Origin of the sequence: Flavobacterium sp. AJR, assembly GCF_002156885.1 — a bacterium.
Classification (GTDB): Bacteria; Bacteroidota; Bacteroidia; order Flavobacteriales; family Flavobacteriaceae; genus Flavobacterium.
On record NZ_NCWQ01000083.1, the window covers coordinates 1 to 23,470 of the forward strand.

The window sequence follows — 23,470 nt, forward strand, 5'->3', positions numbered from 1 at the left end:
CTTTTAAAATCTGTTCTTTTTCATATTCTTTTAGTGATTTAAGAATGTTTATTTCTCCACTTGAGATGTGATATTTAAGATGCTCTGGAATTTGTTGAATATCTATAATATCATCGCTCATTATTATCATACGCTGTATAATATTTTCGAGTTCACGAACATTACCAGGCCAAGAGTAGCGTAGTAATATTTCGATCGCTTTTTCGGTGATTGAGATGTTTGGTTTATCATATTCAATACTATATTTTTTTAAAAAAGTGTCTATTATAGGAATGATATCCTCTTTTCTTTCTCTTAAAGGTGTTGTCTTGATATTAACAACATTTAGTCTATAATATAAATCTTCTCTAAAAGCATTTTTTTGTACCATTTGAAATAAATCGGTATTAGATGCAGCAATTATTCGAACATTAAGTTTCTCGGGAATTTGTGATCCTACTCTTGTAATCTCTTTTTCCTGAAGTACTCTAAGAAGTCTTGTTTGTACAGAAAATGAAGCTGTGCCAATTTCATCTAGAAAAATTGTTCCTCCAGAAGCTGCTTGAAACAATCCGATTCTTGATTCGTTAGCTCCGGTAAATGCTCCTTTTACATAACCAAAAAGTTCAGATTCCATTAGTCCTTCTGGGATTCCACCGCAGTTTACAGTAATAAAAGGCATTTTCGCTAGAATACCATTATAATGTATTGCTTTAGCGATAAGTTCTTTTCCAGTACCACTATCTCCTTGTATAAGTACTGTTGCCATGTTATTTTTAACTCTTTTTATTATCTCAATTAAATCTCTTAATTGATCAGAGTTACCTACAATACCAGAATAATTATTATCTATTGGTATAGAGGTTTTTTTCGGTAGTAGAGTTTTTGCTTTATTTCTTGTTTTTGTAAAGGAATTCTCAACCGCTTTTTTAAGTTCTTCATTTGTGAATGGTTTAACCAAATAATCGAATGCACCAGCTTGTATCGAAATTACTGCACTATTAATTGAAGGTAAACCTGTTATTACCAATTTAGGCATTAATGGATAATGTTCTTCAGTAAACTTTATTAATTCAATACCATTTATTTCCGGCATATTAAGGTCGGTTATAAGGAGGTCTATACTGGTATATTTTAAAATACCTAAAGCTTCATTTACTGATGATGCTTTATAGATATGATAATTTAATGCTTTTAGATTGCGCTGAAGCAAATCTAGCATGTCATAATTATCATCTACAATTAGTATGTTTTCTTTCTTTGAGTTCATTTTAATTATTGTAATGGTAACTTTATTAAAAAAATCGTTCCACTTGGGGTATTATCAATCACCTCTATATCTCCATTATGGTTTTTAATTATTCCATGTACTACACTAAGTCCAAGGCCACAGCTTTCGCCTACAGGTTTTGTAGTGAAAAATGGGTCAAATATTTTTTGTTTAATTTCATGAGGAACTCCAGGGCCATTGTCTGCTATTTTTAGTATCATATTTTCTTCGTCACTATTCACTCCTATATAGATGATACTATTCTTTGGGGCTACGTATATTGCATTTATAAGTAGATTAAATAAAACTTGAGTAAGTTGAATGGAATCTACTTTTGCAATAATATCATCATCTTGAAAATCAAGTTGATATTGTACACTCTTTTTCTGAAAATTCTGCTTAAGGAAGGTGAGAGCATCAGTTACTATTGGCTTTATTTTTAGCAATTGTAATTGTTGAGGCATACCACAAGAAAAAAACATTAATTTTTTGACTATTTCGCGTGAATAGATTGCGGAATTTATGATTTTTGCGATATCATCAATAATTATTTGATCTTTGGTTTCATCTTTAATAAGCTCTGCAAACCCTAATATGTTAGCAAGGGGGGTATTAAGTTCGTGTGCAATTCCTGCAGTCATTTCTCCAAGAATAGATAGTCTGTCTTTTCTCTCTAAAGTTTTCCTTAGAGTAGCCTTTTTTTCTAAATTTTGGTACTTTTCTATGTAATTGCCAATTTCAAAAGAAACGGTATCTAAAAGTTCTTGTTCTTCTTTTAGAAAATGATTAAGATTATATTTTGGCTGAGGATAATATACTTTGATAAATCCTGAGACTTTATTTGATACTATTATTTCACTATGTTGCGAAACATTATTTTTTGGAATTAATGCTGTAGCTAGTGTATAATCATTTATCTGAATTTCGACTATAGAATCATCACAAAATCTCCATGCTTTTACCACAGAAAAAATGATTTCTTCTAGAGTAACTTTATTAACATTATTAGATTTTGAAATTATTTTTGAAATCTGATAAAGACATAATAATTCTTTAATTCTTTCTTTTAGTTTTTCTTCTGGGGCACTATTAATCATTGCTTTTTTGTAGGAAAAAGGTTAAAAAATTTATAAAACTAATCAAAGTTAGATAAATTTCCTAATTGAAACTAGGAATTCTAATTTTCTTTTAACTATTTAAAAATGAACTAAATAGACTATTGTAATGTGACTTATTCTGCTATTATTATAACTTTTCAGGGCTATTTAGCAATTGCTTTTTTGATTAACTTAAAAGCGTAATATTTTTAATAAAAAAGCGACAATTTTTTTTGGATTTTATTTAGTTCAAGAAATTGAAAATGGATGCAGTGAGGAAGAAATAGGTGTTTTTTTATATAAATGAGAGAGGTAAACAATCTTTATAATTTTGTTACCTTTTATGTCTTTAATTTCTTTATAATTTTTCACTTTGTTATATTTGAATATAAATTGAAATTAAAAGAATAATTAGAAAATAATATAATGAGTATGCTTAAAAATATTTTTGGAAAAAAGAGTGAAGCTATAAAGTCAAATGCAGATTTTTGGAATTGGTTTGAAAAAAATGAAAAGGATTTTTACAACGCTGTGAATAGAGGTACAAATATCGAGAAAGATTTTTTTGATAAATTATCTCCCCAACTAGAAAGTTTAAAAGAGGGGTATTTCTTTTTGACTGGAATGCTTAATGAACAAACTGCTGAATTGGTTCTTACTGCCGATGGAAACATAAAGAATATTGTTTTTGTAGAAGAATTAGTTAATGCAGCTCCTAAACTTCCGAACTGGAAATTTACTGCCTTAAAACCAGCGACAGATATTAAAAATGTTTCTATAAAAATGGGAGATTATACTTTTGGTAGTGATAATCTTTTTTTTTACTCAAATGATGATAAGGAATATCCAGATAAAATAGATATTACAGTAGTACATTTAGATTGTAATGAAGAGAATAAGCCAATTATAACTAACGGAACTTATATCTTTTTAGATAATTATCTGGGAGAATTACATTTTACCGAAAACATAGATATAATTGATGTAATTGGTAAAGATGAAGCAAATAAAGAATTAGTACCTATCGAGAAACTACAAGATTTCCTGATTTGGAGACAAAAGGAATTTGTAGAGAAGTATGAAGGAGTAAGGCATAATACTAAGAATGATGGGTATTCTAGTCTTGAAGCTACACTTAGTAGTGGTTTACCGCTAATTGCAGTTATCAATTCTACATTGTTTGAATGGGATGCTAAACCATCACATCCGTGGATTGTAACCGTAAAAATAGGTTATAATGGAGAGGATAATAACGGATTTCCTGATAATGAAACATTTCAGTTATTAAATGAAATCGAAGATGATTTTTTAATGAAAGAACTTAAAGATTCCGAAGGATATCTTAATCTAGGGCGTGAAACTGCGGAAAATTTAAGAGAAATTTATTTTGCTTGTAAAGATTTTAGAAAACCTTCAAAAGTACTGGAAGAGATTAAGAATAAATTTGCCTCTCAAGTTGAGATTGAATATGAAATTTACAAAGACAAATACTGGCAATCTTTTAATAGATATATGAATTAGTCTTTTTGAGGTACTATCTGAGGTTCTGAGTTGCAAAGGTTCTAAGGTTATTCCGTTTGAACATAAAACAAACAAAATAGTACTTGAAATATTATCCTGACGTAAGAAGATAAGAATTTATAGTGAGTTGAAAAAGCAATCTCCATAAGTGACTCTAAATAGGTTATAGACTCACTTATGGAGTTTCTTCGGCTCCGCTCAGAATGATAAGATGATGAATTTTGTGTTCAAGTGGAATAACTTTTACAACTCAGTGCCTTAGTACCTTGTTATTTTTCTCTCCCCAGTTGGACATTAAATCTAAAATTTCTTTAAAAGATTTACCAAGTTCCGTTAATTCATATTCTACTTTAGGAGGGACTTGTGCGTGAACAATCCGATTTATTAAACCATCATTTTCTAATTCTTTAAGTTTAGAAATAAGCATACGCTCAGAAATTCCTGTAAGTCTTAATTTTAATTCACTGTATCGGAGTTTATTCTCATTTATAAGATAGCTTAATATGTTTATTTTCCATCTCCCTCCAATTATCGATAGCGTGTAGGCGATACCACAATTTTCGTTTAAGTAATTTTCATTAATACTATTGGTAGAGTTTTCTTTTCTCATAACGTGTACTTACTTTTTTATCAGTACCCTACAATTTTGTATGTACTTTAATAAATGCAAGTTAGTAAATACATTTACAGCGTAAAAATTAAAATTTGTAAAAAATGGAAACTATTAAAACAATCATTTACTGGGCGAGTTATTTGTATTATCTCTATGTATTTGGGTATGCCTCACTTTTCAAAGTTTTTCAAAAAGAATCTATGATGAAAAGCATGGAATCTTTAGGCTTTAACAAGATTTGGACAATTTATATTGGTATCGGAGAACTTATCGGTGTCTTGCTAATCATTATAGGGTTATTTAATCCGCCTATAAAAACAATCGGGATTCTATTGTTGTTTCCTTTTGCAATAGGTGCATTTACAGCTCATATGGCTCATCAGGAATACAATCATTTTTATAATTCTCTTATAATGTGTATTCTCACTGTATTACTGTTATGGACAGACAAGACTTTTAAAATAATTTTATAAAAGTAGCTAATTGTCTAAATATTTTTTCACCATTAAGAGATTAAGAAAAGGGAAGTGTTTATCCTTAATGAAACTTAATTTCTTAATGGTGAATGGTTTTACAAATTCATTCCTCCCGAAACCTCAATACGTTGCGCATTAATCCATCGGGCATCTTCGGTACATAAAAAAGCTACAACACCACCAATGTCATCTGGTAATCCGGCACGACCCAAGGCAGTTACAGATTTTACGTAATCATTATATTGCTGGATGTCTCTAACGGCTCCACCACCAAAATCGGTTTCTATTGCTCCGGGAGCTACAACATTGGCAGTGATTTTTCGGTTACCAAGTTCCTTTGCAAGGTATTTTGTAAATGTTTCTATCGCACCTTTCATCGAAGCATAAGCAGAATAACCAGGTCCTGTAAAGCGCGCTAATCCTGTTGAGATATTAATTATTCGACCACCATCTTGTAAAAAAGGCAATGCTTTTTGGGTCAGGAAATAAACACCTTTATAATTGATATTCATTAACTGGTCAAATTGTTCTTCGGTAGTTTCAGCGAAAGGAGCATTTATTCCGATACCGGCATTATTGATTAAAAAATCAAAGCGTTCTGTATTAAAAGTCTCTTTTAATACAGCTGTAATTTGGTTGTAAAAAGTATCAAAACTCTTTATATCTCCTCCAGTATTAAGTTGTAATGCAATTGCTTTTTGTCCTAGTTTTTCAATTTCGGCTACAACAGCTTTAGCTTCATCTTCGTTACTATTATAAGTTAGCATTACATTAATTCCTTTTTTAGCAATGCTTATTGCCATATTTCTTCCTAATCCTCTGCTACCACCAGTTACCAAGGCTATTTTTGTGTTTGTTGTCATTTTGATTCTTTTATTGTTATTAATTGGCATTCATTTGGTTAAATGCTGTTTTTAAATCGGCTGCACTTGCATTAGCTCTTGTTTCGCTAGATCCAAATGTAAGTTGGTCTTTTCCTTCTTTTAATTGTTCAAAAATAGATTCGATAAAACTTTCTACACTTGGAGCAGCATTATGCAAACCGATACCTCCAAGGTCAGTATTTAATGCAGGCGGAATTATTTCGATTACCTCAATGTTTTTTGGTTTTAGCAAATGACGAAGAGACAAAGTAAATGAACGAAAAAAGGCTTTTGTAGCTGAATAAACAGGTACTTTGGCATAAGGAGAAAAAGAAAGTCCCGAGGTAACATTCATAACCGTTTTAAGCGATTTTAAATTAATAAAAAGAGAGATTAGATGTAGAGGAGCTTCAATATTGGTTGCTATTTCAGTTTTTGCGCGTTCAAAAAAATCTTCGTCAGAAACATTCATCCATTGCTGAATCCCTGCATTATTTACAAGAACATTTAAATCGCTGTGATTTTCGGATATCCATTTATAAAGATCTATTCGTTCTTCTTCAATCGATAAATCACATATTCTAGTAATTACTGTTGGGAATTTATCGGTAAGTTCTTTTAAGACCGATTCACGTCTTCCGCAAACAATCACAGTATTATTTTCTTTAATAAATCTTTCGGTAAGTCCCAAGCCAATACCGCTTGCACCACCAGTAATTAGTATTTTATTGTTCAGTAATTCCATTGCTATATTTATTTTTAAATTGATAAGACAAAGGTAGGAACGAAGTAAAACTGGAGAGTTGCAAATATCAATCTGATGTTTGCGAAATTCAAATCAGACTAATTATGTACGAAATGATAATGGTGTAAGTGTAGTTTGTTTTTTGAAAAAATTAGAAAAGTGTGCTAGTTCTTCAAAACCAAGTGAATATGCAATTTCAGATACATTCCAATCCGTTTCTTTTAATAGAATTTTGGCTTCCTGTGTTAGTCGGCTACTTATTAATTCGGTAGTAGTTTTACCTGTATTTTCTTTAAGTACTTTATTAAGATGATTTACATGAATAGATAATCGTGCTGCAAAATCTTTAGCAGTTTTTAATTCCAATCTTTGGTGTGGAGATTCTATAGGGAATTGTCTCTCAAGTAATTCTATAAATAATGAAGAAACTCTGGCTGCGGAATTATGTTTGGAATATAAAGCTGTTATGGGTTGTAATTTTTGCCCAAAATGAATTAATTCAGATACATAATTACGAATTAAATCATACTTGTAGAGGTAGTCAGAATTGATTTCTTTGTGTATCTTTTGGAATATGAATTCAATTTCTGCAGATTCTTCATCCGTTAATAGAAAAATTGGATATCCATCAGATTTAAAAATAGGAAGTTCATCGAGTTCTATTCCGTTTTTATTTCCTGTTATAAATTCGGATGTAAAAACGCAAAAATGCCCTGATTGATAGATGTCTTGTGGAACATAATGATAAGGGATTTTTGGAGTAGCAAATAGAATAGCATTTTTCTCAATATCAATTACTTTGTCGGCGTATTCGGCTCTGTTTTTACCTCTTATTAAGCTTATTTTGTAGTATGCTCTTCGGTCATAAGGCATAAAGGGTTTTTCTCGGAGTTTTTCCCAAAGTTCTTTTGTGTTGAAAACATTAAAGTGACCGATTTCTTTTTTAATATCATTCGGTAATAACGAACTTGGTTCAATATCCGAACCTTCAGTGAGATTTTTATAAAACTCGTCTATAGACGTTGTTTTCATACCAAATGATTTGTGAAATTCAAATATACGAAATTTGGTTATTTGTTTATTGTTGTTGGTTTATAGTTGATTGTTGATAGTTTAAAGTTGTTGGTTGCATTTATACTAAAAAAGTGTTCCTTGTATTAATTCTGGTTGTGTATTACTGTTGAATTGAAAAGTATCGATTACTGAAAATTGTTTTACCACTTCGTTAAATTGTCTTAGTACAATACTATCGCATATGAAGTTGGTATTAATTGTAGTAAATAGTCGGTTTGCAATTTCGATATTTTCAGGAGTTAATCTTCTTGCAATAGATAGATGCGGATTATCACTTTTTTTCATATTCGGAATAACAAGTGATTGGTGAACCCGTTTCATAATTGGTTTTAATTTGTTTCTGGAAACCTCGTTTGGAGTTATTACAAAAGCTCCATTAGGGTAAGAATCAAATTTATCGAGTTGTACCTCAAAAGGTTCAAAAGAATCGCATAAACGGTTTAATTTAGCTTTAACTATTTCAAGTTCTTTATCCGTAGCTTTAAATTCGCAAATGGTGATATGCGCAACTGAATTTTTGCTGTTAAACCATTTTATTTCATCAGCCAATTGTTCTTTCATTGATTTAATCAAAGCGATAGTCGCCTCTGGAGGATATATAGCTACTGAATAATGCTTTTGCATGGTGGTTTCGTTTTGAAGCAAAATTAAGGAATAAATCTTTTTTAAAGGTTCAAAGATGCAGAGATTCAAAAGTTCAAAGGTTCAAAGATTTTCTGTAGAGACGTACCGCAGTGCGTCTTTCATAAACAGATTATGATGAACGGTTTTATTAAATTTAGTTTTACTTTCAAAATATTTTATAGCATCATTAATTGCTACTTCAGTATGTCTGTAATTTTATGTTTTTTAGGATTCAATATATTAGCAAAAAAAATATCAATGCCAAGTTACTTAAAAAGCGAATAGCCTAAAAATGGATATTCGCTTTTTTATTTGTTACAATCGGTTGTTTTTGTTTAAATCAGAATTATAAATTTATCGCAGGACATTCACATTCATATCGCTCTTTTTTGCAGAATAAATTTATTCCTAATGTAACTTGATGATATGCTCCGTTATCAAATTGTATATCGCCTATAACTTTAGAATACGTGTATGCAAACATGAAATTTTTGTACTTAGCGCCCAAAATAGGAGTTACGTATTGTAGGTTTTGTTTAGAAACATCAATACCATCATAGTATTCGGTACCATTAAAATTTCTTCGGTATGACAAGGCTGCCCATATATTACCTTCTCCAATTTTTTTATAAGCTTTTAAGTTAATGTCGATTATTTTTTCTTTGGTTTTATCAACTAGCTGAAAAAGGAATGAAGGTTCTATCCATATTCTTTTTTTGCTCCCAAAAGTATATCCTGCACTCAAAAGATATTTTCGGATATTTTTACTTTCATATTCAGTATATAACTGACGTCTTGTTTCGAGAGCACCTTGAACTGTTGCGTGGGTATAAAAATTTAGATAATTATAAGACGCTCCAAAATCAACATTAAAGTAAGAATCTTTTAAGACGCCTCCGTTAACAATTGGGTCAAACCCAATGAATGAAGTTTCGTCTAACTGACTTTGAATAACTCCAGCATTCATACCAAATGAAAGTTGATTTAAGTCCATTTCATCTCTTGAGAAAAGAATATGATAGGCATAAGTAAGTTTAATTCCTTTTTGAGAATGATATCCATTTTTATCATTAAAGAGTATAATACCTGCACCAGTTCTATCTCCAATTCGGCTGCTAAGGCTTAATGTTTGAAGCGAAGGCGCATCGTCTTGTCCAGACCATTGGCTGCGTGATGTTACTCTTAATTTAGTACAATCAGAAGCTCCTGCCATTGATGGATGTATCAGGTAATAGTTGTCTGATAAATAATCGGAGTATATAGGAATTCCTTCTTGAGAATAAGAAAAGGAAAATATAAATAATAAAAGAACTGAAAATCTAATTTTAGTATATATCAAAGCCGTAAATGGTATTTATTAAACTGTAATAGGGTATTATACTGAAATACACTTGTTTTCACGATATAATAAACACCTGGATTTTTGCAAAGTAAGCTCAGAAAGGATGGATTTATTGCTGTAATAAGATATAAAAATAGCTGAATAAGACATTTTTAGTTTAGGAAAGGTACAGAGGTACTAAGGCTCTGAGGTGCTAAGGTTGCTTAGTTTTTGTTTGAAATAATCGTTGTGATTTATAACTTTTTTTTAAGGCTCTAAGGTACTAAGAGGCAAAGGTTCAAAGGTTTTTTTAGGAAAGGTACAGAGGTACAGGCTCTGAGGTGCTGAGGTTGCTTAGTTTGTGTTTAAAATAATCGTTGTGATTTATGACTTCTTTTTTAAGGCTCTAAGGTACTAAGAGGCAAAGGTTCAAAGGTTGCTTAGTTTGTGACTTTTACGTAAATAAAAAACAATAGAAAGAAATCCGTTTTTATCTGTGTTTTCGCTTTAGCGAATCTGTTTTATCCGTGTTCCCTCTATAGGCAATCAATAAATATACACACGTCTTAGAATTTACAATTTCTTGAAATCGCTAGGATTCATGTTTTTTCTTTTCTTGAAGTAATTTGATAAATGACTTTCGTCTGTAAAGCCAAATTCGTAGGCAATTTGCTTGATGGGCATTTGGTTGTTGGTAATTCTTTTTTCGATTAATATCGTTCTTAGGTTATTGATATAATCACGATAACTAATAGCGAATGTTCTTTTAAAATAGGCGCTAAAATAGGTTTCGGCTATATTAAAATGAGCAGAAATTGCTTTTATCTGAACCAGTTTGGGATAATAAATATTCTGATGGATATAAGATGTGATTTGCTCGCTATCAAAATGATTTCCTTGTGCTTTAGGATTCATGCCACGCATGGTTTCTTTGATTAATCCGAAGATTGAAAGGATCTGATAAAATACAATTGGAGAAGTAGTTACATCTATTCGGCTGTTGTAAGCTGTAATGTTTTCTATTGTGTTTTTTAGGATTGTTTTACAAGGCTCATCTAATTTTAGAACGGTTTCTTTTAGGAGTTTATCCCGCATAAAACACTCTGGAGTATTGAGTAATAAATCATCACAGAAAAGGCTTTTATTTGAATTGAAATAATTATCTGTGAATTTTATATATACAAATCGAGTGCATTTCTTGATATCAAAACAATGTTCATCTTCGGGCGAAATTACAAATAGGTCACCAGTTTTGTACGGAAGTAAGTTTTGATTGAGATGATGAATTCCATTGCCTTTTACAATATAAATAATTTCATAATAGGTATGGCCATGAAAAGGAAGGTGAAATTTTTCTTCTTCAAATTCATCTATAACAAGTGTTTCAAATTGATTTAATTTCGGCATGCTCGATATGTACAAGTTAATGTCGTAAATATACAACTTATTTTAACATTGCCGGATGTAAATTTGCTGCATAGAAAATCTATTCCTTTTCTATAAAAAATCAAATGAAAAAAAGTCTTATTGCGCTCTCATTGGGCGGTTTAACTATTGGAATCACAGAGTTTGTGATGATGGGTTTATTGCCTGATATTGCTCAGAATATGAATGTTTCTATTCCTGTAGCAGGATATTTAATTTCTGCTTATGCATTAGGTGTTGTAATTGGTGCACCACTATTAGTTATTATAGGAAGAAATTATCCACCAAAGAAAATGCTTTTAATTCTGGCAATGATGTTGGCTGTATTTAATGCTCTTTCGATTATTGCGCCTACTTACGAAATATTATTTGCATCGAGATTATTATCGGGCTTACCTCACGGAGCCTTTTTTGGGGTGGGAGCTGTTGTAGCGAGCCGACTTGCTGATAAAGGAAAAGAAGCGCAGGCTGTTTCTATTATGTTTTCGGGATTAACATTGGCAAATTTAATAGGTGTTCCTATCGGAACTTATATAGGGCATCATTTTTTATGGCGTTATACATTTGTACTTATTGCAGTAATCGGATTACTTACATTTCTTTTTATTTATTTATGGATGCCAAATCTGGAATCTAATAAAAGCGAAAGCATGAAAACTCAATTGCAGTTTTTTAAGAAAACTGAGGCTTGGTTAATAATTGCAATTACAGCAATAGGTTTTGGAGGATTGTTTTCCTGGATTAGTTATATCGCGCCTTTGCTAACAAATGTATCTGGTTTCTCGCCAGAGAATGTTCCGTATATCTTAATTTTAGCAGGATTAGGAATGGTGATAGGGAATTTTATAGGAGGAAAATTAGCTGATAAATTTTCGGCATCAACTACTGTTATAATGTTGCTTTTTGTAATGGCTATCGATTTGCTTTTGGTTTATTTCTTTTCATACAATCAGTATGCGTCTTTATTTTTGACCTTCTTAACAGGATGTGTTTCGTTTTCGATTGTAGCACCAATCCAGATGTTAATGATTCAGACAGCAACAGGTGCCGAAATGATTGCTTCGGCAGCGATTCAGGCAAGTTTTAATATAGGAAATGCATTAGGAGCCTTTTTAGGAGGATTGCCTCTAATAGCTGGTTATAGTTATGCTTCTCCTAATTTAATAGGAGTAGGAATGTCATTTTTGGGAATACTCTTTACCTTTATATTTATACAAAGAAAAAAATACGTGATGCAATTACAAAGAGTTTAAAAAATAATATTTTTATAAAAGACAAGTCTAATAGACTTGTCTTTTTGTTTACAGACATAGCTTTTGCTTATTTGGTTACATGAAATAAAAGATTATTTTTACTTTACTGATGTAGGTTTTGATAGCAATACTTAAATTGATTTTAGAATGAATAACGAGAAAAAACTTAATGCTGTTTCTTATGGAGAAGTACTTTGGGATGTTTTTGGAAACGAAAAGAAAATAGGAGGTGCTCCGCTTAATGTTGCTTTACGTATGAAGGCATTGGGTTGTAATGTTGCGATGATAAGTTGTGTAGGTAATGATACAGACGGAATAGCAATAATAAATCAGGTTAAAAGTCTTGGTCTCGAAACCGATGCTATTATCAAATCGGAAGAATTTCCGACCGGTTTAGTTCAGGTTTCTTTAAATGAAAATGGATCGGCTAGTTATGAAATTAATTATCCATCGGCATGGGATAAAATTGTTTTAAATGAAACGGCAAAAAAGTTGGTTACTCAAGCCGATGTACTTATTTACGGGAGTTTGGTTTGTAGGGATTCTGTTTCTCGTTTAGCATTAGAAGAATTGCTTCAAAATGATCTTTACAAGGTTTTTGATGTAAACTTAAGGAAGCCGCATTACTCGTATGATATAATCGAGAAGTTAATGCAATCGGCTAGTTTTATAAAGTTTAATGACGAAGAGTTGCTGGAAATTGCCTCGGCTATGGGGTCTCCTTATGTTGGTTTAGAGGAAAACATAGCATTTATTGCTAAAAAAACAAATGCTAAAGCCATGTGTGTAACCAAGGGTAAAGATGGAGCATCATTATTATGGGAAGGTAAATTGTATCATAATAGCGGTTACTCGATAAAAGTTGTAGATACTGTAGGAGCAGGAGATTCCTTTCTTGCAACATTAATTAGTTCATTACTTACGGGTAAATCTCCGCAGGAATCATTAAATCTTGCTTGCGCAGTTGGAGCTTTAGTAGCGGGTTCGGCAGGAGCAAATCCTGAGATTTCCTATTCTAAAATAGAAGAGTTAATGCTAAAATAATCTTAGATCTTTCATTTTTTTTAATGAATAAGAAACAAAAAAAAAACACTCCTTTTGAGAGTGTTTTTCTGCTTTTGGATATTAAAATAATCTAAGATGTGGTATTTCTTTAATTAATTTTTAAAAGATGTTGCATTTATTTTAGAATCAAAAAATAGATTCACTTTTTGATTTGTATTATTAATATTTTACAAAGATATTGGTGTAGTATTTTCTGCCATTAATAGGGTTTTCGGTAACCGAAATACCAAAATTGCTATAATCTCCTGTAATGTTTTTTTTGTGTTCAGGACTAGCTAACCAAGCATCGAGAGCAGCTTTTGGGGTGTTGTAATTATAGGCAATATTCTCGCTTACTTTTATAACACCAAGAGTTTTAATGATGTCTTCTGAACGAGCTACAAAATCATCATGGCTTACAATATTATTAGTAATCATGTAATTATTATGTTCTTCGGATTTAACAGAAACGTAGTTTATTTTTTCTAATGTGTTTAAACCGATACTAGTTCTATATTCGTTTATTAAATCCATTACTTCTAATTCTGCTGGAGTATAATTATAGTCTACTACAATTTCAGGAATAGGTTTTGTTGTTTCATTGCTATTACTACTATCATTAGAGCATGAATGTAGCGTAAATACTATTGTGATTAATGATATAATTAGACTTATGTTTTTTGCCATAATAAAAAATAATTTACTGATTCAGTTAGATTTATTTGATACGGCAAAGGTCTGGTCAATTTATTTTAATGTATATCTGTATAGGGTTTAAAATCAATAGAATAAGGTTTTTTTTAAGTTTTGTAATGTAAAGATTCTGAGAGATAAAGGCTTAGTTTATGCTTGAAGTAATCGTAATTTTATTTTTTCTGTGAAAAAGAAATCTTCGCAGGAATTAATAAGTATTGCTTGTGCAGCAGGAACTTTGAGAGCAGAGTTGACAGGAATAAGATTTGAAATTTCTATTCTAGAGTAGAAGAGTTAATGTAGAGAGTGTAAGCTAATAGATTAATATTTTACAAAGATGTTTGTGTAATATTTTCTTCCATTAATAGGATGTTGTCTTACCGAAATACCAAAGTTAGTATAATCGGCCATAATGTTTTTTTTATGTTCGGGGCTATTTAACCAAGCATCTAAGGCTTCTTGCGGAGTATTATAATTATAAGCAATGTTCTCACTGACTTTAATAACACCTAAAGTTCTGACAATGTCTTTTAATCGAACTGCGAAGTTATCATGACTTACAGCATTATTGGTCATCATGTAATTAGTATGTTCTTCGGCTTTAAGCGAAAGATAGTTTATTGTTCCTAGCATATTTAGGCCTTTGCTAACTCTGTACTTGTTTATTAAGTCCATTGTTTCTAGCTCTATAGGGGTGTAATTGTATTCTACAACAACTATGGGGATAGGTTCTGGTTCGTTGCTAATGCTTGTATCGTTAGCACAGGAATGGATAGTAAATAATATTACGATTACGGATGCTATTTGATTGATTTTTTTTGCCATAATAAAATATATTTTATTAACTCGTAGGCTGTAATTACTCCGTCTGTTTGCTTCGCTACCGTCATGAAAGTTTTATCTAACAGGTAAAGGGGAAATGATTTTTAACTTTCAAAAAAAAGACGCTTTCTTTATTTAAAACAGATATAGCTTATTAGCCGAAAGAAATAGTTTTGTTTGCTTATACCAAGCTCTGTTGCTCAGTTTTTAAATTAATTTACACCCAGCGGGTATTTTTATTAATTGTAATGTAGTTGTTTATTACAGTAAAGTTCGGTTAAAATATTTTAAGTTATATATGTATATTACTTAAAATCAATGCAATATGTATTTATTTTTTCTTTATATTATGTTTTTTTCTTTAGAGGTTCAAAGGTTTTAAGTGGCAGAGGTTCAAAGGAGCAAAGGAGCAAAGGAGCAAAGGAGCAAAGGGACAAAGGTGCTGAGGTTCTAAGGTTTTTGTAGAGGCGCACCGCAGTGCGTCTCCCGTAATATATTCCACAAGCCTAATCCTAAAAACCAAAACAAAAAAATCTGCAAAATCTGCGTGAACCAAAATTAACGTAACACTGAAATGCATTATGGGAGGTACATAGCAGTGTGTCTTAAATGTTGAGGGTTTAGTTCAAAGGTTCAAAGGTTCAGAGGTTCAGAGGTGCTGAGGTTCAAAGGTTCAAAGGTGCTGAGGTTCTAAGGTTTCTGTAGAGGCGCACCGCGGTTCAGAGGTTCAGAGGTGCTGAGGTTCAAAGGTACTGAGGTTCAAAGGTACTGAGGTACTAAGGTTTTTGTAGGGACGCATAGCAGTGCGTCTTAAAGTTTGAAGGTATTTGCTCTTTTTTATTCAAAGGTTCAAAGGTACTAAGGTTCAATGGTTTTTTTGTAGAGGCGCACCGCAGTGCGTCTCCCGTAATATTTTCCACAAGCTGAATCTTAAAAACAAAAAAATCTGCAAAATCTGCGTGAACCAAAATTAACGTAACGCTGAAATGTATTATGGGAGAAGCACAACGTTACGTTTTAAATATCAAAAATTATTATTTGTTAAAACTCTTAATAAGGAAAGTATTCTGTAAAAAAAGTCAAAATTTTTATGAATTATTGATGGTTTTTAACAGCATGAAAAATGTTTTATTAAAGAAGTTTTATTGTGATTAAAAATTAATTCGGTATTACATTAAAAATAAAAATTTGTTAACTTTTTTATGTTAGTAAATTTTTAATGTGTTGATTTTTAGTTTTTTAAATTAATTTATTTGTAAACTTTTTTATTTTGATTTTTTTAGTAGTTTAATTATTTTTAAATTTACATCAGAATTTAATATTAAAAATTATCAATATCATGGACAAATTATTAGCTACAAAAAACAATGCGATTATGTACACTCAAGAAGAGGTTCTACAAGCATCTTTAGAATATTTTAAAGGGGATAGTCTTGCTGCAACTGTTTGGGTAAGTAAGTATGCACTTAAAGATTCTGAAGGGAATATTTTTGAGTTATCTCCTAATGATATGCATCAACGTATTGCAAGTGAAATTGCTCGTATTGAAAAAAAGTATGTTAATCCGCTATCTGAAGTTGAAGTTTTTGATTTGATAAAAGATTTTAAATATCTAGTTCCTCAAGGTAGCCCGATGACAGGAATTGGAAACCCATTTCAGGTTGCGTCATTATCAAATTGTTTTGTAATTGGTAATGATAATTCAGACTCGTATGGCGGAATCATGAAAACGGATCAGGAGCAAGTTCAGCTTATGAAACGTAGAGGAGGAGTTGGTCACGATTTATCTCATGTTCGTCCAAAAGGTTCGCCAGTTAGAAATTCAGCATTGACATCTACAGGATTAGTGCCTTTTATGGAGCGTTATTCTAATTCGACTCGCGAAGTTGCACAAGATGGTCGTCGTGGTGCATTGATGCTTTCGGTATCTATTAATCATCCTGATGCAGCCGATTTTATTGATGCCAAAATGGAACAGGGAAAAGTTACTGGGGCAAATGTTTCTGTGCGTATTGATGATGAGTTTATGAAAGCTGTTAAGGCTGATGGAATATATGTTCAGAAATATCCAATATTTAGCGATAATCCTTTGTATTCTAAAGAAATTAAAGCCAAAGAACTTTGGAATAAAATTATTCATAATGCATGGAAATCTGCAGAACCAGGAATTTTGTTTTGGGACACTATCATTAAGGAATCTTTGCCTGATTGTTATGCCGATTTAGGATACAAAACACTTTCTACAAACCCATGCGGAGAAATTCCGCTTTGCGCTTATGATTCTTGCCGTTTGTTGGCTATCAATTTATTGTCTTATGTAAATAATCCTTTTACTAAAGAGGCTTCTTTTGATTTTGAACTTTTCAAAAAACATGTAGCTGCAGCTCAAAGAATAATGGATGATATTATTGATCTTGAATTAGAAAAAATTGATGCTATATTAGGAAAAATAGATGCAGATCCAGAAAGTGATGAGGTAAAATTAGTAGAGAGAAATTTATGGCTTAATATCCGAAATAAAGCCAAAGAAGGTCGTCGTACCGGAATTGGAATTACTGCTGAAGGTGATATGCTTGCTGCGCTTGGATTACGTTACGGAAGTGATGAAGGAGTTGTATTCTCTGAAAAGATACATAAAACACTTGCTATCGAGGCTTATCGTGGATCTGTAAACCTAGCCAAAGAACGTGGTATGTTTACTATTTATGATTCTGAAAGAGAAAAAAACAATCCGTTCTTACTTCGATTAAAAGAAGCCGATGAAGAGTTATATTATGAAATGAAAGAACATGGTCGTCGTAATATTGCTTTACTTACTATAGCACCTACAGGAACAACAAGTTTAATGACACAAACATCATCGGGAATTGAGCCTGTTTTCTTGCCAGTTTACAAACGCAGAAGAAAGGTAAATCCAAATGATAAAGATGCTCGTGTAGATTTTGTTGATGAGGTAGGAGATAGCTGGGAAGAATATGTTGTGTTTCATCATAGGTTTAAGGAATGGATGCTTATTAATGGATATGATATTACTAAAAATTACAGTCAGGAAGAAATTGATGAATTAGTAAAAAAATCACCTTATTATAAAGCGACAAGTAATGATATCGACTGGTTAAGTAAGGTTCGTATGCAAGGAAAGATTCAGAAATGGGTAGACCATTCTATATCTGTTACCATAAATGTGCCTAACGAAACGCCTGAAGAAATGGTAGATAAATTGTATATGGAAGCTTGGGAGGCAGGATGCAAAGGAGTTACTGTATATCGTGATGGTTCACGTTCGGGAGTGCTTATTGCTAATACTGAAAAGAAAGAAGAAGCTGCTCCGACTGTAGCAAGTATTTTTTCGACAAAACGCCCTCAGGTATTAGAAGCCGATGTGGTTCGTTTTCAGAATAGTAAAGATAAGTGGATTGCTTTTATCGGATTAATTGATGGCAGACCTTATGAAATTTTTACAGGTCTTGTAGATGATGAAGATGGAATTTTAATTCCGCGTTGGGTTTCGGAAGGGCTTATTATCAAAAATAAAAAAGAGGACGGAACTACTCGTTATGATTTTCAATATAAAAACACCAGAGGTTATAAAACAACCATCGAAGGGCTTTCGCATAAATTTAATCCTGAATACTGGAATTATGCTAAACTAATATCGAGTACTTTACGACATGGCATGCCTATAGATAAAGCTGTTGAGTTAGTTAGCAGTCTTCAGCTTGACGGTGAATCTATAAATACATGGAAAAATGGTGTTGCGCGTGCCCTTAAACGTTATATCGTAGATGGTACAGAAGCTCATGGTCAAAAATGTAGTAATTGTAACTCTGAGAATCTTATATATCAAGAAGGTTGTCTTACTTGTAACGATTGTGGATCATCTAAATGTGGATAGGTTTTTGTTGAGGTTCAAAGGTTTTTTAGTGGGACAAAGGCTCAAAGTTTTTTTTTAAGGTTTTGAGATGCTGAGGTTCTGAGGGACAAAGGTTCAAAGTTTTGCGCAATATTGTCATTCTGAGAAGAGTCGAAGAATCTTCTTGAGAAACTCCATAATCTTTGATGAAGGGCGTGTTAAAAAATAACCGCAAAGGGCACAATGGTTTACGCAAAGAATGCAAAGTTTTAAATCTTTTAATCTGTGACAAAAACAACAAAAAGATAGTTTAAAACTATGAATTATATAAAATACGCCTGCAAGGATTTTCTTTGCAGGCGTTTTGCTTTTTGTTTAAAATAGAATACAGATAATGAGGATTCAGTTTTGTTGCTATAAGGCTATCATCTCAGAGTTTAAATTACAGTTTTTCATAAGTCGATTCTGTTCCATCGGCAGCTATAATTCCATTAAAAATTACTAGTTTATTTCCTTCCAATAATACATATATTTTTTCTTTATTGTTATTAAATGTAAAACTGTAATTGGCTTTACTATTGTTTATTACTGTGTCTTCTGGGGTAATAGCAAAGATGCCGTCTTCTTCTTTTTTACCTTCATAATAGCGCTCATATTTTTGTCCTTCAAATTTAAGTAAAGTACCGTTTCCTGGTTTAAAGTTAGGATCTACTCGAGCAACTTGAATACCCTCGATATGGCGGAGTTCCCAGCTTCCGTTTAACTCATCTGATACTGATTTTTTCTGACAGCTTATAACGGTAAGAAATAACATTATTACTGAGGCTTGCTTTAAAATATTTTTCATAAGGGTTATATGTAAGTGTTTAATTTATAGTGTGTTGTTTGTTGTTGATAAGAAACGAATTTAAACAAAAAATATGTGAATTGAAAGAAATGTTTGATTCTATGTGGTTAAATCTATTTTTTATAAAGGACGGTTTTGCCCATATTTTACTGTGACTTAATAAAGTTGATTTATTCTGATGTATTCTGAATCATACAGGTAGCATAACCAAACCTGAACAGTCTATTGTTTAAAAAAGATAATGATATAAAAAATCTTTATTTATCCGAATCTTTGCTTTAGTAAATCCGTATCATCAGTGCTCTTGTTTAGTGAATCTTAGTGAAAAGCTAAAGAAAGTTACGGTTTAATTACTTTGGATAGTATTTGTGGGATTTGTATTAAATCATAATCATCAGAAAAGACAATATATTGATTATGCCATGAAGGCGAAAATTTCTCTTTATAATCCCTTAGGCCTTTGTAATGAGAAAATGATTTTACTTTTTCATACACATATTTCATCGACTTTTCCTGAATCGTATTTGGGTTTTCGATACCGCTCATTGGCGCAAGACCGATATTTACAGCAGTAAGATTTTGAGATTTTAAGTAGTCAAAAAGTGCAATCATAATAAAATCAATAATTCCGTTTGGAGCATCGGTAGTTTTCCTGATTAGATCATACGTTCCTTCGCCTTTAGTATAATCTGGAATTATATTAAGGAAAGCAATAATTTTTTCTTCGCTATTTTCGACTGTAATTATAGTTTGTTTTTTTAATTCGTCCCATAAAAAAATACCTTGAGAAAAAAGGATTTCATTCCGTCCCGTTTCCTCCAGCCATTCGTCACTAACCGATTGTATTTTTTGTAATAAACCATCTTTTATAGGAGGTAAATTTATGGTTGCTTTTAATCCTAAATCGCTAATCTTTTTTAATCCATTGCGCAACGATTTTCTACTTCCGCCTTCGAGGCTAAAAGTCGTTAAGTCTACAACACCCTCTTGTCCTATAAAAAAGTATTTTTTGCCAAGAGATTTATACATCTCCAGATTTTCTTCGGGAATACGATAATAGTTACTTTTTAAACCTGCTTCATAGCAAAAATTATCAAACTCGATGATGCATTGTTTTCTTTCATCATTGTTTTTTGCAACAGGATTTTCGAGTACTACTGCAAAATTACCCGAAACGCGATAGGCAAGAAAAGCCTCATTGTTTTGTGAAATATAAAGCAGTTTATCAAAGTAAGTTTTGAAATAATCCAAAGGTGAATTTCCGTATTTTTTTAAAATGTCATTCGCAATTTCTTTTTCAGCAGCAGTTACAGGATTTTTAAAAATATATGGTTTTATCAACGTATAAATTAAAAAGGTAAAAGAAACAAATCCGCTAATTTTAATTGATGCTAGAAAGTGTTTCGAAAAATTATCCAGAGGATTTAAATCATAACTGCCAAGCAGAAAATAATTTTGCAAAGTATATCGAATTGACTGACCAATACTAAAATCAATATTAAAATGTTTTTTATCTAAAAAATAAAAGCCAATTACCCCGTAAATTAATACAGCTATTACGCTTAAAATTGCGGTTTGTAAACCCAAAAGACGAAGCCTGGGATTGGTTTTAATATAGTATTCTTTGCGAGTTGCAATTAAACTTATACATACTATTAAGGCAATAATAGATTCTTCAAAATCTATTGCTTTGGTAAGATTTCCTATAATCGAAATTACAGATAATCCTAAGCCAAACCACCAAGCCATTTTTAAACCCTTTAGCATAAATGATGAGGTGACTAATAGGAACAATCCCGAGGTAAAAACCAGATAATTAGATAAATGAATTGCTTCTAGAGGTAAGAAGTTTTTTAAACGCATTAATCGGCCACTAATTGCAGGTGTTAAAACCGAAATTATATTAATTATTCCGAGACAAAATAATAACAATGCCGGAACGATTCGCATTAAGAGTCTATTTATTTTGGATAAAAAAGTAAGTATTCCTGCAAATAACGGAATCCAAAATTCGAACACCCGATATAGTAACGTAATCGAAATTGCTTCGGGATTGGTAAATCCATAACGTATTAATATAAAACTCATTGAGACTTCTACAGGGCCAAGACCACGAAGAAAAGGAGATATGATAAGAAAAATAACAGAGATTGTATATCCCATTGATGCTGCAATTAATGAAGGTTCAAATTGTAAAGCCATCATTGCAATATATAAATGAGTAATTCCCACTAAGTCGATAAAAATAGAAATTAGAATTGTATAAAAAAATTTGCTTCGATTTATAGTATGGTTTTGTAAATCGGTTAAGAAAATTTCAGTTTTAGGAAACCATTTAAGGAGCAATTTGTTGGCAGTTCCTTTGTTTAATATCGAATTAAATAATAAGAACAATCCAAGAATTAAGAGAATAATTACCAGCATTCCAATCCATTCACCCGATGCTATTGACCCTTTTAATAAAGCGTAAATAAATAATGGGATTCCGATAATTATAACAGATAAGATACCTATAAAACCATATATGGCAGACGCTAAATGAATTTGTACTTTTTCAATCCCCTTTTTAGTTAGAGATTCTGTAAAAAAGTATAGCGAAGTAACTCCGCCAGCAGGAATAAATACACTAACAAAATTTCGTTTTAAGAATAAAGCAAGAGCTTGTTTTAATTTAATTCTAACCCCAATTGCCGAAAATGCATTTATATACATTACTCCCTGAAGTAAGATGTAAAGCATAGTTGTACAAATCCCAACAATAATCCATTGCGGTTTTGCAGTTGTAAAACTATTCCTTACCTGAAGCAATTCTGTTTGTTCCTGTTTGAGAAACCAAATCGCAACGCCAAGAAAGAAAAGAGTTATAATAAATTGCGTAATCACTTTCCCGTTTCGGGATAATAACGGCACACTTCTTTCTTTGAAAAAATTTATGCAATAATCAATTTTAGATGGTGTTTTCAATATTGTTTTAATTAATTATCTTAGTATAAATGTATTACAATATTTTTTGAATATGATAGAATTCTTAATTATGATAAATATACGTGTTAAATAATTAAAAGTTAATCTGTTTTTCATTTAGCAGTAGTAATTTTAAATTCAAATTAACCCCCATTATTAATTTTTAAATATTAGTGATTATGAAAAAACTATTTCTAGCGTTAACCATTTTATATGGAGCAAGTATGATTGGTCAAACAGAAGTTAAATCAGATAAAGAAGTTGTTCCTCCTGTGGCAGTAACAATTGCTTTTCAAAAAGAGTTTACAGGCAAAGTTCCTACCTGGACAAAGGATTATGAAGGCGAAGATTCAGATCACATTCGTTATCTGGCTAAATTTAATACAGGTACATCTGTAGGATTAGCAGTTTATGATAATAATGGGATGTTAAAAGCATATGAACTGGCAATTGCCAGAACAGAACTTCCTAAAGCAGCTTTAAGCTACATACAAAAAAACTACCCAGACCAAACCATTAGAGAAGCAGCAAGACTTATCGATGGCAATAATATTATAACTTATGAAGTAGGAGTTGTAAAAGATAGAAAATTCCTTGATTTAGTATTTGATAAAAAAGGAGGATTTCTTGAGGTAACAGAAAAAGATTAATTGTAGCAGCATTTTTTTTTGATTATTAGTGAATAGCGTTTTGTTTTTTATAAGATTTTTATTTGTAAAATGTATTTCATAAGACGCTTTGGCGATGTTTTTAGCCGTTTATCCGATTTAATTAGCTTAAAAAATACTACAAAAACACAATTATCTGATTGTAAATGTGTTGTAATTGTTTTTTTTTAATTGTTTTCAACTCAAAAATTAAAAAATTAAAAGCCCCGAATACCCAGTGTATTCGGGGCTTTAGCTTTTTTTTTGAGAATTTTTTATAGATATAGAGTCAATTATAATATTAAGAAAACATTAAGGTGAAAAAAAATTCAAGCATTA

19 protein-coding genes are annotated in these 23,470 nt (G+C 31.5%); 6 read left to right on the forward strand and 13 right to left on the reverse strand.

Going from position 1 to position 23,470, the window contains the following annotated elements:
- Together B8T70_RS19220 and B8T70_RS19225 are read right to left on the reverse strand one after the other, a co-directional pair.
- Nucleotides 1–1,249: sigma-54 dependent transcriptional regulator (locus tag B8T70_RS19220; RefSeq protein ID WP_086895886.1), on the reverse strand; the 1,249-nt coding region annotated here is incomplete at its 3' end.
- Nucleotides 1,250–1,254: 5 nt separating this feature from the next.
- A complete protein-coding gene (locus B8T70_RS19225; RefSeq protein ID WP_086895887.1) occupies nucleotides 1,255–2,346 on the reverse strand; it encodes a sensor histidine kinase in 1,092 nt (363 codons plus the stop codon).
- 426 nt (nucleotides 2,347–2,772) lie between these two features.
- Here B8T70_RS19225 and B8T70_RS19230 point away from each other — a divergent pair, with 426 nt between their 5' ends.
- Nucleotides 2,773–3,867: a DUF695 domain-containing protein gene (locus B8T70_RS19230; RefSeq protein WP_086895888.1), complete on the forward strand. Its 1,095-nt coding sequence runs from the start codon at nucleotides 2,773–2,775 to the stop codon at nucleotides 3,865–3,867.
- Nucleotides 3,868–4,117: 250 nt separating this feature from the next.
- On the opposite strand, the gene B8T70_RS19235 is transcribed toward B8T70_RS19230, so the two are convergent.
- Entirely contained in the window at nucleotides 4,118–4,477 is a 360-nt protein-coding gene (locus B8T70_RS19235; RefSeq protein WP_039116263.1) for a helix-turn-helix domain-containing protein, read from the reverse strand.
- A gap of 104 nt (nucleotides 4,478–4,581) precedes the next feature.
- Here B8T70_RS19235 and B8T70_RS19240 point away from each other — a divergent pair, with 104 nt between their 5' ends.
- Complete coding sequence (locus B8T70_RS19240) at nucleotides 4,582–4,953, forward strand: DoxX family protein (protein ID WP_086895889.1); 372 nt, start codon at nucleotides 4,582–4,584, stop codon at nucleotides 4,951–4,953.
- A 98-nt stretch (nucleotides 4,954–5,051) separates the two neighbouring features.
- Here the strand turns inward: B8T70_RS19240 and B8T70_RS19245 are convergent, their stop codons facing one another.
- The 6 genes from B8T70_RS19245 to B8T70_RS19270 form a co-directional block, all read right to left on the reverse strand.
- Complete coding sequence (locus B8T70_RS19245) at nucleotides 5,052–5,819, reverse strand: SDR family oxidoreductase (RefSeq protein ID WP_086895901.1); 768 nt, start codon at nucleotides 5,817–5,819, stop codon at nucleotides 5,052–5,054.
- Between the two features lie 19 nt (nucleotides 5,820–5,838).
- Complete coding sequence (locus tag B8T70_RS19250; RefSeq protein WP_086895890.1) at nucleotides 5,839–6,564, reverse strand: SDR family oxidoreductase; 726 nt, start codon at nucleotides 6,562–6,564, stop codon at nucleotides 5,839–5,841.
- A gap of 102 nt (nucleotides 6,565–6,666) precedes the next feature.
- Entirely contained in the window at nucleotides 6,667–7,596 is a 930-nt protein-coding gene (locus B8T70_RS19255; protein WP_086895891.1) for an AraC family transcriptional regulator, read from the reverse strand.
- Nucleotides 7,597–7,701: 105 nt separating this feature from the next.
- On the reverse strand, nucleotides 7,702–8,262 hold the full coding sequence (locus tag B8T70_RS19260; protein ID WP_086895892.1) for a 2'-5' RNA ligase family protein: 561 nt from the start codon (nucleotides 8,260–8,262) through the stop codon (nucleotides 7,702–7,704).
- Nucleotides 8,263–8,608: 346 nt separating this feature from the next.
- The gene (locus B8T70_RS19265; protein WP_086895902.1) at nucleotides 8,609–9,598 is read right to left on the reverse strand and encodes a type IX secretion system membrane protein PorP/SprF; all 990 of its coding nucleotides are present in this window, start codon (nucleotides 9,596–9,598) and stop codon (nucleotides 8,609–8,611) included.
- Between the two features lie 558 nt (nucleotides 9,599–10,156).
- The gene (locus B8T70_RS19270) at nucleotides 10,157–10,990 is read right to left on the reverse strand and encodes an AraC family transcriptional regulator (protein ID WP_086895893.1); all 834 of its coding nucleotides are present in this window, start codon (nucleotides 10,988–10,990) and stop codon (nucleotides 10,157–10,159) included.
- 104 nt (nucleotides 10,991–11,094) lie between these two features.
- Between B8T70_RS19270 and B8T70_RS19275 the strand changes: the two genes are divergently transcribed.
- Both B8T70_RS19275 and B8T70_RS19280 read left to right on the forward strand, forming a co-directional pair.
- The gene (locus B8T70_RS19275; protein ID WP_039116255.1) at nucleotides 11,095–12,261 is read left to right on the forward strand and encodes an MFS transporter; all 1,167 of its coding nucleotides are present in this window, start codon (nucleotides 11,095–11,097) and stop codon (nucleotides 12,259–12,261) included.
- Nucleotides 12,262–12,408: 147 nt separating this feature from the next.
- Entirely contained in the window at nucleotides 12,409–13,305 is an 897-nt protein-coding gene (locus B8T70_RS19280) for a carbohydrate kinase (protein WP_086895894.1), read from the forward strand.
- A 180-nt stretch (nucleotides 13,306–13,485) separates the two neighbouring features.
- On the opposite strand, the gene B8T70_RS19285 is transcribed toward B8T70_RS19280, so the two are convergent.
- Both B8T70_RS19285 and B8T70_RS19290 read right to left on the reverse strand, forming a co-directional pair.
- Complete coding sequence (locus B8T70_RS19285) at nucleotides 13,486–13,992, reverse strand: CAP domain-containing protein (protein ID WP_086895895.1); 507 nt, start codon at nucleotides 13,990–13,992, stop codon at nucleotides 13,486–13,488.
- A 327-nt stretch (nucleotides 13,993–14,319) separates the two neighbouring features.
- Nucleotides 14,320–14,823: a CAP domain-containing protein gene (locus B8T70_RS19290; protein ID WP_086895896.1), complete on the reverse strand. Its 504-nt coding sequence runs from the start codon at nucleotides 14,821–14,823 to the stop codon at nucleotides 14,320–14,322.
- A gap of 1,336 nt (nucleotides 14,824–16,159) precedes the next feature.
- Here B8T70_RS19290 and B8T70_RS19295 point away from each other — a divergent pair.
- On the forward strand, nucleotides 16,160–18,715 hold the full coding sequence (locus B8T70_RS19295; protein WP_086895897.1) for an adenosylcobalamin-dependent ribonucleoside-diphosphate reductase: 2,556 nt from the start codon (nucleotides 16,160–16,162) through the stop codon (nucleotides 18,713–18,715).
- A 400-nt stretch (nucleotides 18,716–19,115) separates the two neighbouring features.
- On the opposite strand, the gene B8T70_RS19300 is transcribed toward B8T70_RS19295, so the two are convergent.
- Both B8T70_RS19300 and B8T70_RS19305 read right to left on the reverse strand, forming a co-directional pair.
- Nucleotides 19,116–19,520 (reverse strand): hypothetical protein, encoded by a 405-nt coding sequence (locus B8T70_RS19300; RefSeq protein WP_086895898.1) that lies wholly within the window; start codon nucleotides 19,518–19,520, stop codon nucleotides 19,116–19,118.
- Nucleotides 19,521–19,859: 339 nt separating this feature from the next.
- Entirely contained in the window at nucleotides 19,860–22,484 is a 2,625-nt protein-coding gene (locus B8T70_RS19305; RefSeq protein ID WP_086895899.1) for a phosphatidylglycerol lysyltransferase domain-containing protein, read from the reverse strand.
- Nucleotides 22,485–22,663: 179 nt separating this feature from the next.
- On the opposite strand from B8T70_RS19305, the gene B8T70_RS19310 reads away from it, so the two are divergent.
- On the forward strand, nucleotides 22,664–23,134 hold the full coding sequence (locus tag B8T70_RS19310; protein WP_086895900.1) for a hypothetical protein: 471 nt from the start codon (nucleotides 22,664–22,666) through the stop codon (nucleotides 23,132–23,134).
- Nucleotides 23,135–23,470: the final 336 nt, after the last annotated feature.

Bases quoted from the DNA above. Each gene is read 5' to 3' on its own strand.
- B8T70_RS19260 (WP_086895892.1), bottom strand. From the start codon at position 8,262: ATGCAAAAGCATTATTCAGTAGCTATATATCCTCCAGAGGCGACTATC.
- B8T70_RS19310 (WP_086895900.1), top strand. From the start codon at position 22,664: ATGAAAAAACTATTTCTAGCGTTAACCATTTTATATGGAGCAAGTATG.
- B8T70_RS19275 (WP_039116255.1), top strand. From the start codon at position 11,095: ATGAAAAAAAGTCTTATTGCGCTCTCATTGGGCGGTTTAACTATTGGA.
- B8T70_RS19230 (WP_086895888.1), top strand. From the start codon at position 2,773: ATGAGTATGCTTAAAAATATTTTTGGAAAAAAGAGTGAAGCTATAAAG.
- B8T70_RS19295 (WP_086895897.1), top strand. From the start codon at position 16,160: ATGGACAAATTATTAGCTACAAAAAACAATGCGATTATGTACACTCAA.
- B8T70_RS19280 (WP_086895894.1), top strand. From the start codon at position 12,409: ATGAATAACGAGAAAAAACTTAATGCTGTTTCTTATGGAGAAGTACTT.
- B8T70_RS19235 (WP_039116263.1), bottom strand. From the start codon at position 4,477: ATGAGAAAAGAAAACTCTACCAATAGTATTAATGAAAATTACTTAAAC.
- B8T70_RS19290 (WP_086895896.1), bottom strand. From the start codon at position 14,823: ATGGCAAAAAAAATCAATCAAATAGCATCCGTAATCGTAATATTATTT.
- B8T70_RS19245 (WP_086895901.1), bottom strand. From the start codon at position 5,819: ATGACAACAAACACAAAAATAGCCTTGGTAACTGGTGGTAGCAGAGGA.
- B8T70_RS19300 (WP_086895898.1), bottom strand. From the start codon at position 19,520: ATGAAAAATATTTTAAAGCAAGCCTCAGTAATAATGTTATTTCTTACC.
- B8T70_RS19250 (WP_086895890.1), bottom strand. From the start codon at position 6,564: ATGGAATTACTGAACAATAAAATACTAATTACTGGTGGTGCAAGCGGT.
- B8T70_RS19225 (WP_086895887.1), bottom strand. From the start codon at position 2,346: ATGATTAATAGTGCCCCAGAAGAAAAACTAAAAGAAAGAATTAAAGAA.
- B8T70_RS19240 (WP_086895889.1), top strand. From the start codon at position 4,582: ATGGAAACTATTAAAACAATCATTTACTGGGCGAGTTATTTGTATTAT.
- B8T70_RS19255 (WP_086895891.1), bottom strand. From the start codon at position 7,596: ATGAAAACAACGTCTATAGACGAGTTTTATAAAAATCTCACTGAAGGT.
- B8T70_RS19285 (WP_086895895.1), bottom strand. From the start codon at position 13,992: ATGGCAAAAAACATAAGTCTAATTATATCATTAATCACAATAGTATTT.
- B8T70_RS19270 (WP_086895893.1), bottom strand. From the start codon at position 10,990: ATGCCGAAATTAAATCAATTTGAAACACTTGTTATAGATGAATTTGAA.